The organism is Pseudomonas sp. SGAir0191 (assembly GCF_002812565.2).
Taxonomy (GTDB): Bacteria; Pseudomonadota; Gammaproteobacteria; order Pseudomonadales; family Pseudomonadaceae; genus Aquipseudomonas; species Aquipseudomonas parafulva_B.
In genome coordinates this window covers 258,220-271,688 of sequence record NZ_CP025035.2, presented here as the reverse complement: position 1 = coordinate 271,688, position 13,469 = coordinate 258,220, and the positions used below count along the sequence as shown (strand labels likewise).

Genomic DNA, 13,469 nt, shown 5'->3' with positions numbered 1-13,469 from the left:
CGCACCCGCCCAAGCCCCCTCACCCCAACCAAACCTCAAACCGTGTCCCCAACACCTCATCCGAGCACATGCTCACACTCCCCCCATGCGCCTCGGCAATCTTCTTCACGATAAACAACCCCAGCCCCACCGACCGCACCGTGTCCTGGCAATCGCTGCCTCGGGTCATCGGCTCGAACAACGTGGGCAGTAGCGCGTCATCGATCGCAGCACCATGGTTATGCACACTCACCACCGCCGCGTCATCTGAGAAGTCCGTGGTCAAGGTAATGGGATAGCGAAGGTCGCCGTAGGCCACGCCATTGGCCACCAGATTGCCAATCACCTGCTGCAACCGATCCGGGTCGACCTGTACCACGCGCCGGCCGCGGGCGTAATGCCGAATCTGGGCATCGGGGAAGGCGACCTTCAGCTCGCTTACCGAATAATCCACAGCCCGCACCAAGTCCACTCGCTCGCGGCGGATGGTCATGCCGGGGCCGAGCCTGACTGAGGCGAAGTCGAGCAGGTCGATGATCATGCGCAGCGCGCGCTCGGTCGAGTTGTCGATGCCGGTCAGTAAGCGCCGGGCACGGTCGCTCGGTAGATCGTGCTTAAGCATGGAGGCGGCCATCTGGATGGCGGTCAGGGGGTTCTTCAGGTCGTGGCTGGCGATGGCGACCATCTGTTCGGAGAAGACGGCGCGGCGCTGGACTTCCTGGTAGGCGGCGGCGAGTTCGGCCTGGGCGCGTTGCAGGGCGCTTTCGGCTTCTATCTTCTGCGCCAGCATTTCTTCGGCGCGTTGCATGGCTTCCAGGGCGGCCTTGCCACTGCTGGTGCTTTCGAGCGCGCTGAACAGCGCCAGGTGGTAGCGAATGCCGTCATCGCTTTCGCGACGTACGCCGCTGAGCAGCATGGGCAGCTTGCGGCCGTCACGGTGGCGCAGGGCAATCTTCACTTCGGAGATGGACCCTTGCATGTTCAGCAGTGGGCCCCAGTGGGTCAGCAGGAACACGCGGCCGTCGGCGGGCAGCAGTTGGTCGAAACTCATCGCGTGCAAGGTGGCGCTGTCGTATCCCAGCCAGTCGGCCAGGGTCTGGTTGCAGCGCACCAGGGTGCCGTCGGGCGCCATCACCACCAGGGCACAGGGTGCGTGCTCGAAGAAGAGCTGGGTGGACAGCAGCGCCGTGTTATCCATGGTCGAGGCCAAGGTGGGTGAAGAACTCGTCCATCGCGGCAGCACAAGCGCCTGACGCGCTCAGCTGGGGGTAGTGGCCCATGTTCTCGATGATGCTCAGCTGACTGCTCGGCATGACGGTGTTGAGGTATTTACCCACCGCCACAGGCACCACGGGGTCGCCCGTGCATTGCACGATCAGGGTAGGCAGTTGCAGGCCCGTCACGTCCTTGCGGTGGTCGGACAAAAAGATCACGCGGGCGAAATGCCGGGCGATCTGGGCGTCGGTGCGGCTGAAACTGCTGGCCAGCTCCTGTTCCAGGGCCGGCTGGCCGGGGGTGCCCATCAGCACTGGGGCCATGGAGCTGGACCAGCCCAGGTAGTTTTCGTCGAGGGTGGTCAGCAGGTCGTGCACTTCATCGGGGGTGAAACCGCCGGTGTAGGCCTCGTCGTCCACATAACAGGGCGAACCGCCCACCATGACCAGCCCCATCAGACGGCCCGGCCGCTGGCGTTCGGCCAGGGCAGTGATCATGGCGCTGACCGAGTGGGCGACCACGATGACCGGGCCCTGGGCGTATTCGTCGATGATTTCGTTGAGGTCGCTGGCGTAGCCCCACAACGTGGCGTACTTGTCGTGCTTGTAGGCACTGAGGTCCGAGCGCCCTGCCCCGACCAAGTCGTAGGTGACGACCCGGAAGCGTTCGAGAAAGTGCGGCAGTAGCAGCCGCCACATGGATTGGTCGCAGCCAAAGCCATGGGACAGAACGAGGGTTACGTCACCCGCTCCGGCTACCTGGACGTTGTTACGTTTTTGCAGGGTCATACCTCTCCCGAATACCGTTCAACGTCATGCTGAGCTGTCACGATCCGTTCAAGTCCTTGCTGAGAATAGTTGAGAGAAGCCCTTCGGGTAGGTGCCGTTGAGCAACGCGTCAGCGCCCCGCTAAGTGCTTAGTGGGGTTTTGTGCAGAAACAGTTCACGGATCGGGACGCCCACCTTACGCTATATAGGCAAGCGACGTAGAAGTTTCTGCCTGTTTTCTGGGTCCAAAGGGTCTGGTGATGATCCGGATGCCCCTGGCTGGTGCTTGACTTCGGTCAACCCGAACAGAGCCAGGAGGGTTAGGCTCAGGTCGTGTACTGCTTGCCGGAGGCCCCTCATGGCCAAGAAATTCCCGAAGCACCCCAGCCACCCCGAGCGCATTTGCTGGGGCTGCGATCTGTATTGCCCAGCCAAGGCGCTGGCCTGCGGTAATGGTGCCGACCGGACCATGCACCCGATGGAGCTGTTCGGCGAGGACTGGGACAGTTTCGATGACCGGTTCGAGCCGCCCGCTGTGGATAACGCGAAGCCCGCCACCCTCTGACGGCGCCTTCAGCCCTGCATGAACCACCTCACCCGCTCGGTGCTGGTGAGGTAGTCGTCATTGCGATGTGGATCAGAAGGTGGTGTTGACGGTCAGCGACAAGCTGCGCGGGTCACCGTACACGGCCCCTGCATAGAACCCGTAGCGGGTGTAGTAGTGCTTGTCGAACAGGTTGTTGGCATTGAGGGTCACGCTGGTGTCGTCGGTCACCTGGTACTTGGCCATGGCGTTCCAGATGGCGTAGCCGGACCAGTTCACGTCGGTGGCGCCGCTGCTCACGCCGTTGACAGGCTGGCCCGCCGGGCTGGATATGGCGCGAATGTTGGATTGCGCGGTAACGCCAGCGCCTACGGTCAGGCGGTCGAGTGGGCCGCTGAGGTGGTAGGTGGTGGAGGCTTTGAACAGGTGCGAAGGGTCGCTGCGCCCGTCGCTGTCAACGCGGCGGAAGTGCAGGTAGGTGTAGCCGGCGTATACGTTCCAGTCCGGGGTCAGGGCGCCGGCGATTTCCAGATCGATGCCGTCGGTTTCCTGGCCTGAGCCTGCTTTGTAGGCATCGCCACCGGTCGGGGTGGACAGGCCGCCGTCCAATACCGCCTTGTTTTCCTGTTTGGTGCGGAAGTACGCCGCAGAGGCGTTCAGGCGACCGTCGAACCAGGCGCCTTTGATGCCCGTCTCGTAGCTTTGCCCACGGATCGGCTCGACCCGGCTGCCAGCGCTGGTTTCCTGGGTTTGCGGGTTGAAGATGTCGGTGTAGCTGGCGTACAGCGAGTAGGTGTCGTTCAGGTCGTACACCGCGCCCAGGTAGGGGGTCACGACGCCGTTTTCTTCCTGGCTGGTGCGCACGGCATTCACGCTGCGGGTGATGGCCGAGTAGTCGGTGGTGCGCACGCCCAGGATCACCGACAACGGGTCGGTGATGCTCAGGCGGGTCGCGGCGTACATACCCTGCAGGCGAGTGGTGGTCTTGCTGTGCTTGCCGGTCTGCGAAGCCAGCAGGTCATAGTCCCCGTCCACGCCATTGCGCCAATCGCTGATGGGCAGACCATTGTTGGCGCGGAACTGGCAGCCGACTACCGGATCGGTGATCTTGCCGCCGCCAACCATGCTGCAGCGGTACTCCGGCGACCACTGCACACTACGGCTGTCGTTGTAGCCGACCATGGCCTGGTGAGTACGGCCGAACAATTGGAACGGGCCGGACAGGTCGACCTGCGCTGACTGCTGGGTGGTGTCGCTCGAGCTGTGCAGACCGTTGAGCACCGCGCCGCTGCCGTCCTGATTCCAGTAGCCGCCGAACCGGCCGCGCCCTGCCGAGTTGACCTTGCCCAGGCCTCGGTGGTTGAGGGCGTCGGTGGTGCTCTGGGACGCTTTCAGGTCCAGCGACCAGTCGTTGTCGAAGCGGTGCACCAGCGAGCCGAAGGCGGTGCGGGTGGTGTATTCGCCAAAGCTCCAGCTCGGAACCAGGTTGGCGCTGCGTGGCAGGTCGGTCTTGCTGCCGTCACGGTACCAGATGGGGATGTTGGCGCCCCAACCACCGCCCACCACCTTGTTGTACTCGTACTGGTAGCCGGCGCCCAGGGTGGTGGCATCGTCCAGGTCGAACTCGAAGTTGGCCAGGGCTGCGCGTGAACGGTCGGACTGGTAGTCGCGGAACGAGTTGGCGTCCTGCTGGGTCACCACGAAACGCGAGCGCAGGCGGCCGTCTTCGGACAGCGGCAGGTTCAGGTCGGCGCCCAGGCGGCGTTTGTCCCAACTGCCGTAGGTAGCGTACGCGCTGCCGCCGAAGGTGCGGGTGGGTGCCTTGCGAATCAGGTCGATGGTGGCGGATGGGTCACCGGTTCCGCCGAGCAGGCCGTTGGCACCACGCACGATGTCGATGCGCTCGTAGAGGTCCATGTTCAGGGCGTTGCCGCTACCGCTGAAGTCCGACGCGCCGGGTGCCTGCAGGCCATCGATTTTCCAGTTGGTGATGGAGTAGCCACGGGCACGGTAATCGGTGCGTCCGCCCACTTCGGCTTTGCTGGCAGTCACCCCTGGGGTGGTTTCCAGCGCCTGCTCGATGCTGTGGATGGCGCGGTCATCCATCTGCTGGCGGGTGATGGTGGTGACCGACTGTGGCGTTTGCCGTGGGGTCAGCGCCAGGCCAGTGGAGCTGCGCGTGCGTTCGACGGTATAGCCCAGCTGGCCGGCATCGTCCTGGGGCAGCAGGGCGCTGTCTTCGACTTGCGTGGCATCGAGTACCAAAGGTGCGCTGTCGGCGGCCATGACGCCACTGCTGATGGCAAGGCCGACGAAGAAGGCAATTGGCTTGAGGCGGGTGCCGCCACAGATGATTGTAGTGAAGGTATTGGTGATGCTTGGGGGGTTCATTTGGGAAGGCTTCGTATTTGCAGATGATTTTTTGTTAGGATTCTAGGGATCAGTCCTCTGGGCTCTACACCCGACATGTACGGGAATGTAATGCAACGTAACGGGCGCTAACGACGCCCGCCTCACAGGTGTTTTTCAGATGAGCACAACCCTGCTGGTTGTTGATGACGACGACGAGATTCGCGAGCTGCTGTGCGATTACCTAAGCGACGCAGGCTATGCCGTACTGGCGGCTACCGACGGCAAGCAGATGCACGAGCACTTGGCGCGGCAAAAGGTGGACCTCGTGGTGCTGGACCTGATGCTGCCCGGTGAAGATGGCCTGAGCCTGTGCCGTCAGTTGCAGGCCCAGCCAGGGCTGGCGGTGATCATGCTGTCGGCCAAGGGCAGCGCACTGGACCGCATCATCGGCCTGGAAGTGGGGGCCGACGATTACCTGGCCAAGCCTTTCGAACCCCGGGAACTCATTGCCCGGATCAAGGCCGTGCTGCGCAGGCCCCACCGGCTGGAGGCTGCCGTACAGGAACCGACTCAGGTCCAAGCCCATGTCTTTGCAGGCTTTCGCCTGGAACACATCAAGCGCCTGCTGACGCGCCCCGATGGGCAAACCTTGACCTTGCCGCGCTCCGACTACCGGGTACTGCGCGAACTGCTTGAAGCCGACAACCGTGTGGTGTCTCGCGACCAGTTGACACGCAGTGCCTTCAGCCGTGACCACCTGCCCGACGACCGCTCGGTCGACATGTGCGTCAGCCGCCTGCGCCAGCATCTGCGCCATGCGCCGGGCGATGTGGCGCAGATCCTCACCATTCGCAATGAAGGTTATCTGCTGAGCATTGCTCAGAGCCAGGCCACGGCCTGACATGCGCTGGGCTCGCCGACTGTGGCCGCGCACGCTGTTCGGGCAGCTGATGCTGATCATGGTGGGCGGCACGCTGGCCATCCAGTTGATGTCCAGCAGCATCTGGTTCGATGTGCGCTTCGCCCAGGTGTTCGAAGCCCCCGTGCGCTTGATTGCGGCGCGCAGCGCCCCGCTCATCCAGCAGGCCAGCTGTCATGCCGGCGTGCTCAAGGTGCCGGCCCATTATCAACTACGCTGCGCCGAGCAGCTGCCCTCACCGCAGCAGGACGAACGGCGCGGGCGCAAACGGGTCGAGTTGCTGCTTCACCAGGCACTGAAATACGAGCTTGGCCGTGAGCCGCAGGTGCATTTGATGAAGGTGCAGTTGACCGACGAACTGGGCCAGCCGATCGTCTGGCGCAGCCTGTTCGGCCTGCGCACGGCCCAGGCCCATCTTCAGTTTGCGGTGCCGTTGGCAGACGGGCATTGGTTGACCATCGACGGGCAGGAACTGCAAGGCTGGAGCGGCGAGTCCGCCTGGCTGCTGATCAGCGACTACCTGTTGCGGGTGTACGCGCTGCGCATTGTCGCCGTGCTGGTGGTGTGCCTGATTGCCGTGCGCCTGTGCCTGCGTCCGCTGCGCCGCCTGGCGGATGCAGCGCTGGCGCTTGGCAGCAACCTGGAACAACCGCCGCTGGCGCTCGACGGCCCCGACGAGGTTCGTCAGGCCGCGCAGGCCTTCAACGCCATGCAGCAGCGCCTGATCGCCATGGTCAACGACAAGGCTTACTTTCTCGCCGCCGTCTCCCATGACCTGCGCACCCCGTTGACGCGCATGCGCCTGCGCCTGGAGCGCATGCCCGATGACGAACACAGGAAGCGGTTGCGGCAGAACATTGCCCAGATGGACGACATGATCGGCCAGGTGCTGGACTACCTGCGTGCGGGCGAGCAGCAAAACCTGCAGCCGGTCGACATTGATCGCCTGGTTGTACGCCAGTGTGCGGAGCTGGCCACTGTCGACGAACCCATCCCTGTGCACGGTCATGGCGGGGTAGTGAGCGTCGATGCCCTGATGGTGCAGCGCTGCCTGCAAAACCTGCTGGTCAATGCATTGCGCTATGCCAGTCAGGTGAGTGTGTCGGTGGAGCGCGTAGGGCCACGGGTGCTGGTTCACGTCGAGGATCGAGGCCCAGGCATTGCGCCGCACCTGCTGGCGACCGTCACCGAACCGTTCGTACGTGGCGAGCGTTCGCGTAACCAGGCATCCGGCGGGTATGGGCTCGGGCTGAGTATCGTCGAGCGGATCATGGCCAGCCATGGGGGGGCGTTGCGGATGCACAACCGTGAGGGGGGCGGGTTGCGCGTGACCATCGAGCTGCCGGTCTAGACATGGGCAGCCCGTGGGCTCAGGCCACCGGCGCACGCGGTGCGAAGGTGGCCTGCGTGGGTGACCGGATCAGAAGATGCTGATCGGGTACTCGACGAATACGCGGACTTCGTTGCCGTCGTCGTTGTAACCGTTCTGGCGCACGGCATTGTTGGTGCGCAGGAACGAGCTGCGCAGCTTGACCGACAGGTCCTTGGCCGGGCCTTCCTGGACCACGTAGCGGATCTGGTTGAAGATCTCGCGCTCCTTGCCTTCGCCGAAGCCCTGTGGATTGGCGACGTTGCGGGTATTGATGTTGTCACCTACCACGTAGGCCAGCTTGTAAGTCAGGCCAGGGATACCGTAGGCACCGAAGTCCAGGCCATAGCCCAGCTGCCAGGAACGCTCGTCCTCGGCATTGAAGTCGGACCAGTAGGAGTTGGCCAGGAAGATGGTCGAGCCACCGTCACCCACGCCGCCCTGGTTCTGGTACCAGCCGTAGTTGTAGCCGGTGCTGCCGGTGCTGCGCTGGTGAGCGAGGGTGAACGAGTGGGCGCCATAGGCGTAGGTAGCAGCCAGGCTCCAGATGGTGTTCGAGTCACCGTTCAGGCCCGCTTCACGCACGTACTTGTTGTCGATGCTCGACTTGTAGCCGTTGAAGTCCAGGGTCAGGGACTGATCGTCGGCGATGGCGTAGACGTAGTTCAGGCCCAGGTAGTGCTTCTTCATCACGTCTTCGGTGTCGGCGGTGTACAGCGACGCGGTGAAGTTGTCGTTGAACTTGTAGCTACCGCCCAACACGTTGATCGACTTCAGGCCACCGCCATCACGGCGTTCGGCGCTCTTGCGCGCTTCCTGGGTGAAGCGACCGGCGTTCAGCTCCAGGCCTTCGATTTCCTTGGAGGTGATCAGGGTGCCGGTGAAGCTTTCCGGCAGCAGGCGCGCATCGTCGTACTGGAGCACTGGCAGTGCAGGCATCTGGTCACCGTACTTGAGCACGGTGTTGGAAATGCGGAACTTCACGGCAGCACCGGCACGGGCCAGGTTGTGCGGCGAGCGGGCATTGCCCTCGGCGTTGGTGGTCTCGTGCGGCTTGAAGAAGTCGACGCCGCCGCCACCGTTGTGGCCCTTGCCGCCGTCCAGGCGCAAGGCGTACAGGCCGAATGCATCGACGCCGACACCGACGGTGCCTTGGGTGAAGCCGGACGAGAAGTTGCCGATGAATGCCTGGCCCCACTCGATCTGGTCATCGGTGCCGTGCTTCTTGTCACGGTTGATGTAGGCGTTGCGCAGAAGGACGTTGGCGTGGCTGTCCTCGATGAAGCCGTTGCTGGCGGCCTGGTCATTGGCCTGGGCCTGGGTCGCGGCGAACATCGCCAGGGCGACCAGGCTGATCCTGGTATTCAACATGTTATTTTCCTTATTTCTTGATCGAAAACGCGCTGCGTAATGACGCCATGAACCAACGCCCCTTCGTAGGTTCGACGCTATGCAGGTTCTGCCAGAAAAGCCCTTTGCCGGTAAACGCGGCCGGCCTTGGCAACAGCATGGCCAAACGGATTGGCCAGCAGGCGTGGCCGAATCCTAGCGGCGTGCGATTACAAATGTCAAAAAAACGTGAAATGCAGGTTGATATAACTAATAAATTGGTCGTTCACGAGGCATTTTCTTTAGAACTAAAGCTGTAGGAGGATATTCCTTCTTGGTATTGAAAAGTCATCTTGATCAAGGCGACAAGTTCACTTAGGTCCCCATTCTAAATAGTTACAAAGTGATACAAACGTAAAAATCCAGAATCCAGAATAGGCGAGCATTAGCAAATAGCACCCATTATCATTCGCGCCTTCATTACTGCCCGGTCAAACGCGCGTCATGCCTGCCCCTTCTCGCCTCGCTCCTATTACGCTCTCCATTTCATGCCTGCTGGCTGCCAGCCCCACAAGTGCCGCCACTACTACACTGCCTGAACTGTCCGTCACCGCCAACAGCGAGCGGGACAAAGACAGCCCGCGGGTGCGTGAGGTCAGTATTGCGACCCGAACCGCCACCGCCGTACGCGCCGTGCCGCAGGCCGTGGACACGGTCAAGACCTCGCAGGTGCTGGACTACGGCAGCAACACGTTGGGCAAGGCACTCGAAGGTATCCCCAACGTCAGCAGTGGTGCCGACACGCGCTTCGATAGCGTGCGCATTCGCGGCTTCGAAGCCGGCAATGACTTCTACCTGGACGGCGTGCGCGATGACAGCCAGTACATCCGCGACCTGCACAGCATCGAACGGGTCGATGTGCTCAAAGGCCCTGCGGCCGTGCTGTATGGGCGGGGCGGCCAGGGGGGTATCGTCAACCGCGTCAGCAAGGCGCCCGAGGCAGGCCGTCGTTCTACCCTGGAGGCACAGGCAGGCAGCGAGGACCTGCGCAGCCTGTATGCCGACCTCAGCGCAGACCCCAGCGACACGGTCAGCCTGCGCCTGAACATGGGCAATCAGGACAACAACAGTTTCCGTGACGGTGTCGACGGTAGCCGCCAGCTGTTCGCACCCTCGGTCAGCTGGCAGGTCACGCCGGCGCTGAACTGGCTGGTGCAATACGAGTACAGCCGCTTCAACCGCACGCCGGACCGCGGTATCCCCGGCGTCGATGGTCGCCCCGCGAATGTCAGCCGCAGCACGACCTACGGCGATACACAGCGTGACTTCATCGATGACCAGGCGCAGTCCTTGCGGTCACGCCTGAACTACGAGCTCAACGATGCGTGGCAACTGCGTCATACCCTGAGCCTGTTCAAGCTCGACAGCGAATTCGACAACACCTACCCCACCGCCTACAACCCCAGCAATGGCACAGTGACGCGCCAGCGCTGGCAGCAGGACCTGAACACCCGCAACCTGTTCAATACCCTGGAAGCCGAAGGCACCTTCGACACACTGGGCCTGGGACACACGCTACTGCTGGGCCTGGAATTCGGCAGCCAACGCCGCGACCCCACCCTGTACACCGCGGCTGCGGCAAACGTCGGCGGCAGGCCCGTGCCGCCCGTGGACCTGTACGACCCTGACCGGAGCAGGCAGCACAACGGTCGCATGGTGATGTCGAGCAATAACCACACCGTGGTGCAAAGCCGAGGCCTGTACCTGCAAGACCAGCTGCGCCTGAACGATCAATGGCAGTTGCTGGCAGGCGTGCGTTTCGATGAATTCGACGTTCAGACCACCAACAAGGTGCGCAGCCTGTCCGAAAAACAGAGCAGCCGCACTACCAGCCCTCGCATCGGGGTGGTGTATACCCCGTGGCAGGACCATTCGTTCTACGCATCATGGAGCAAGACCTTCTCGCCAGTAGGCGGTGGCCTGATCGGTATAACGCCGGGCGCACCGGGCAACAGCAACGAGACAGCGCCCGAGCTGACGCGGCAAAAGGAGGTTGGCGTGAAGAGCGACTGGTTCGACCAACGCCTGACCACCACCCTGGCGGTCTATGAGCTCGAGCTGTACAACCGTCGTACCCGCGACCCGCTTGACCCGGAAGTCACCTTGCTCAGTGGCCTGCAGCGCTCGCGCGGCATCGAGTTGACCGCCATGGGCAATGTGGTTGGCAACTGGTACGTGCGTGGCGGGGTTGGTCTGCAAGATGTCACGATCGTCAAGGACAACAATGGCCAGCAGGGTAACCGGATCAATGACGTGGCCAAGCGTAACGCCAGCCTGTTCGTCACCTGGAAACCAGAACTGGGCTGGTACGCAGAAACAGGCCTTACGCTGGTCGGTCAGCGGTATGCCGACAACCAGAACACCACGGCCCTGCCAGGTTATGGCCGCTGGGATGCGCTGGCCGGGTACCGCACCCAGGAGTGGGACGTGCGGGCGGCGCTGAGCAACATTGCCGACCGGACTTACTACAGTTCGGCGACCAGTGCAGCGCAGATCCAGGTCGGCGACCCGCGCAGCCTGGTCGTCACAGGCACCTACAGCTTCTGAACGTCAACAGGGGCAGCCTTTGCGAGGCTGCCCCTGCCCGTGTGCTACAGGGTTTGAGGAACGTTGGGTCGCGGCTAACGCCACACCGCCATCAACGCATGAAGCTCAGCCTCGCTGATCAGCCCTTCGGGGTAACGCCCGGCAAGTAGCCGTCGTGGGTCGGTCGTCCTGACCCTGCTGCTTCCATGGTGCCTCAACCACTTCGTCAAACGCTCGAGCGATGCGTGGTCTATTGCCAATGGGCGCAATGCCGACTCACTTGCTGCATTCATTTCTACACGTACTCCTGGCCCGTGAGCAGCTAACCTACGCAAGTAGTGTTACAAGCAGATAACCCGGTGACACCGGGCTATCTGTTTGAAAAACAATACAAAAGCTATGCCACTACACATGCCAGGCGTCGCCGGGCTGGGAAGCGAGCGTACACCCTCGCCGCGCCCCACGGGCCATCAACGGTGCACAGGCGCCGGCTGCTGCTGGGTCAGGCAATGGATGTTACCGCCGCCCAACAGCAATTCCCGCCCAGGGATCATCACCACCTCATGGTCAGGGAAGATGCTCGACAGTATGGCCTTGGCCTCGGCATCGGCCGGGTCGTCGAAGCTCGGCGCGATGATGCCGCCGTTGACGATCAGGAAGTTGACGTACGAGCCTGCCAGACGCACCGAAGGGTCACGCTCCTGGCTGCCCGACACCTGGTCGACGCCGGCACATTCCTCTTCGGTGGCGTACAGCGGCCCGGGTATTGGCATTTTGTGCACGACGAAGGCCCGTCCCCTGGCGTCGCGGGTGGTCTGCAGCACTTCCATGGCCGCGTGGCAACGCGCGTAATTGGGGTCGTTCGCGTCATCTGTCCAGGCCAGTAACACTTCACCTGGGCGCACGTAACAGCAGAAGTTGTCGACATGGCCATCGGTTTCGTCGTTGTACAGGCCGTCCGGCAGCCAGACCACGGTATCGACCGCGAGGTTGTCGCGCAGCACGGCTTCGATCTGCTCTCGGTTCAGGTGTGGATTACGGTTGTGGTTCAGCAGGCACTCTTCGGTGGTGATCACCGTGCCTTCGCCGTCCACATGGATCGAGCCGCCTTCGAGCACGAACCCTTCGGTGCGATAACGCTGGCAGCGCTCCATCTCCAGCACCTTGCCAGCCAACGCCTCGTCTTTGTTCCACGGTGCGTACAGGCCACCCTCGAAGCCGCCCCAGGCGTTGAAGTCCCAGTCTACGCCGCGCACTTCGCCGTTGTCGTTGACCACGAAAGTGGGGCCGGTATCACGCACCCAGGCATCGTCGCTGCTGAGTTCGACAACCCGGATATTGGGCTGGTCCAGCAGGCGACGCGCGTTTTCATACTGGCCGGCAGAGACGCCCACGGTGACCGGTTCGAAGCGCGCGATCGCCTTGGCCAGGGTGACATGGGCCGCCTGTGCCGGCTTGCCGCCCAGGCGCCAGTTATCCGGCCGCTCGGGCCAGACCATCCAGACCTGGGTTTGCGGGGCCCATTCGGCGGGCATGTGGAAACCATCGGCACGGGGCGTGGAAGTGAGGGTTTTCATCGTTGACCTCTGTCATGGCCCTGCCCGGAAGGGTATGGGCGTAAAAAGCGTTTATAACCGATATAAATCCGTGTTGAAACAGAATAATGCCGCATGATCCTGAATAGCCCGACACAATATTTCGATAATAATCGGCAAATACGTGACGCCGGTCAGGCGCAACCTTCACCCTAGCATTGACCAGAGCAGTGCCGCGCGCCTTGCTCGACAGGACAAGCACGCTTCTGCCAGCTAGGGTCATAACGCACAGCATGCAGAGTGTTTCCCGATGAACGTGATACCCACTACCCTCCCCGAAGTGCTGATCATCGAACCCAAGGTGTTCGGCGACAGCCGAGGTTTTTTCTTCGAGTCCTTCAACGCCCGCGAGTTTGCCCGGCTGACCGGCGCCGAGGTCGAGTTCGTCCAGGACAACCACTCGCGCTCCGGCCGGGGCGTGCTGCGTGGGCTGCATTATCAGGTGGCCAATACCCAAGGCAAACTGGTGCGCGTGGTACAGGGCGAGATCCGCGATGTGGCCGTGGATGTGCGCAGGCACTCGCCCACGTTCGGCCAGTGGGTGGCAGTGCACCTGTCGGCGGAAAACCATCGTCAGCTCTGGATCCCGGCAGGCTTTGCCCATGGCTTTGCGGTGATGGGCGATTCGGCGGAGTTTCTGTACAAGACCACCGACTACTACAACCCACAGGCCGACCGCTGCATCCGCTGGAACGACCCGACACTGGCCATCGACTGGGGCCTGCAACAGCCGCCTGTGCTCTCAGACAAGGACAAGCTGGGCGTGTCGTGGGCAGAAGCACAAGTGCTGCCTTAACTAGCGCATAATTGCTTC

General features: G+C 62.5%; 10 protein-coding genes. 5 read left to right on the top strand and 5 right to left on the bottom strand.

All coding sequences use genetic code 11. The annotated features are described in order from the left end of the window. Positions 1 to 19: 19 nt before the first annotated feature. Positions 20 to 1,177: a HAMP domain-containing sensor histidine kinase gene (locus CWR53_RS01170; protein ID WP_100850610.1), complete on the bottom strand. Its 1,158-nt coding sequence runs from the start codon at positions 1,175 to 1,177 to the stop codon at positions 20 to 22. Beyond that, the gene (locus tag CWR53_RS01165) at positions 1,170 to 1,982 is read right to left on the bottom strand and encodes an alpha/beta fold hydrolase (RefSeq protein ID WP_100850609.1); all 813 of its coding nucleotides are present in this window, start codon (positions 1,980 to 1,982) and stop codon (positions 1,170 to 1,172) included. Before CWR53_RS01165 ends, CWR53_RS01170 begins: the two co-directional genes overlap by 8 nt. Positions 1,983 to 2,319: 337 nt before the next feature. Between CWR53_RS01165 and CWR53_RS01160 the strand changes: the two genes are divergently transcribed. Further along, positions 2,320 to 2,526 (top strand): DUF3079 domain-containing protein, encoded by a 207-nt coding sequence (locus tag CWR53_RS01160; RefSeq protein WP_100850608.1) that lies wholly within the window; start codon positions 2,320 to 2,322, stop codon positions 2,524 to 2,526. A gap of 72 nt (positions 2,527 to 2,598) precedes the next feature. Here CWR53_RS01160 and CWR53_RS01155 read toward each other — a convergent pair whose 3' ends face one another. Continuing rightward, positions 2,599 to 4,896, bottom strand: a complete 2,298-nt coding sequence (locus CWR53_RS01155) for a TonB-dependent siderophore receptor (protein WP_100850607.1) — start codon at positions 4,894 to 4,896, stop codon at positions 2,599 to 2,601. Positions 4,897 to 5,035: 139 nt separating this feature from the next. On the opposite strand from CWR53_RS01155, the gene CWR53_RS01150 reads away from it, so the two are divergent. Both CWR53_RS01150 and CWR53_RS01145 read left to right on the top strand, forming a co-directional pair. Next, complete coding sequence (locus CWR53_RS01150; protein WP_058605946.1) at positions 5,036 to 5,758, top strand: response regulator; 723 nt, start codon at positions 5,036 to 5,038, stop codon at positions 5,756 to 5,758. Between the two features lies 1 nt (position 5,759). Continuing rightward, complete coding sequence (locus CWR53_RS01145; RefSeq protein ID WP_100850606.1) at positions 5,760 to 7,127, top strand: ATP-binding protein; 1,368 nt, start codon at positions 5,760 to 5,762, stop codon at positions 7,125 to 7,127. 69 nt (positions 7,128 to 7,196) lie between these two features. Here CWR53_RS01145 and CWR53_RS01140 read toward each other — a convergent pair whose 3' ends face one another. Next, positions 7,197 to 8,516: an OprD family porin gene (locus tag CWR53_RS01140; protein WP_058605944.1), complete on the bottom strand. Its 1,320-nt coding sequence runs from the start codon at positions 8,514 to 8,516 to the stop codon at positions 7,197 to 7,199. Positions 8,517 to 8,978: 462 nt separating this feature from the next. Here CWR53_RS01140 and CWR53_RS01135 point away from each other — a divergent pair, with 462 nt between their 5' ends. Next, positions 8,979 to 11,081: a TonB-dependent siderophore receptor gene (locus CWR53_RS01135; RefSeq protein WP_100850605.1), complete on the top strand. Its 2,103-nt coding sequence runs from the start codon at positions 8,979 to 8,981 to the stop codon at positions 11,079 to 11,081. Positions 11,082 to 11,530: 449 nt separating this feature from the next. Here the strand turns inward: CWR53_RS01135 and aguA are convergent, their stop codons facing one another. Then, on the bottom strand, positions 11,531 to 12,637 hold the full coding sequence (gene aguA / locus CWR53_RS01125; RefSeq protein WP_058605942.1) for an agmatine deiminase: 1,107 nt from the start codon (positions 12,635 to 12,637) through the stop codon (positions 11,531 to 11,533). Between the two features lie 268 nt (positions 12,638 to 12,905). Here aguA and rfbC point away from each other — a divergent pair, with 268 nt between their 5' ends. Next, positions 12,906 to 13,451, top strand: coding sequence for a dTDP-4-dehydrorhamnose 3,5-epimerase (gene rfbC / locus CWR53_RS01120; protein ID WP_100850603.1), 546 nt, complete (start codon positions 12,906 to 12,908; stop codon positions 13,449 to 13,451). Positions 13,452 to 13,469: the final 18 nt, after the last annotated feature.

Coding starts and splice junctions, on each gene's coding strand:
- CWR53_RS01170 (WP_100850610.1), bottom strand. CDS start 1,177: ATGGATAACACGGCGCTGCTGTCCACCCAGCTCTTCTTCGAGCACGCA.
- CWR53_RS01165 (WP_100850609.1), bottom strand. CDS start 1,982: ATGACCCTGCAAAAACGTAACAACGTCCAGGTAGCCGGAGCGGGTGAC.
- CWR53_RS01160 (WP_100850608.1), top strand. CDS start 2,320: ATGGCCAAGAAATTCCCGAAGCACCCCAGCCACCCCGAGCGCATTTGC.
- CWR53_RS01155 (WP_100850607.1), bottom strand. CDS start 4,896: ATGAACCCCCCAAGCATCACCAATACCTTCACTACAATCATCTGTGGC.
- CWR53_RS01150 (WP_058605946.1), top strand. CDS start 5,036: ATGAGCACAACCCTGCTGGTTGTTGATGACGACGACGAGATTCGCGAG.
- CWR53_RS01145 (WP_100850606.1), top strand. CDS start 5,760: ATGCGCTGGGCTCGCCGACTGTGGCCGCGCACGCTGTTCGGGCAGCTG.
- CWR53_RS01140 (WP_058605944.1), bottom strand. CDS start 8,516: ATGTTGAATACCAGGATCAGCCTGGTCGCCCTGGCGATGTTCGCCGCG.
- CWR53_RS01135 (WP_100850605.1), top strand. CDS start 8,979: ATGCCTGCCCCTTCTCGCCTCGCTCCTATTACGCTCTCCATTTCATGC.
- aguA (WP_058605942.1), bottom strand. CDS start 12,637: ATGAAAACCCTCACTTCCACGCCCCGTGCCGATGGTTTCCACATGCCC.
- rfbC (WP_100850603.1), top strand. CDS start 12,906: ATGAACGTGATACCCACTACCCTCCCCGAAGTGCTGATCATCGAACCC.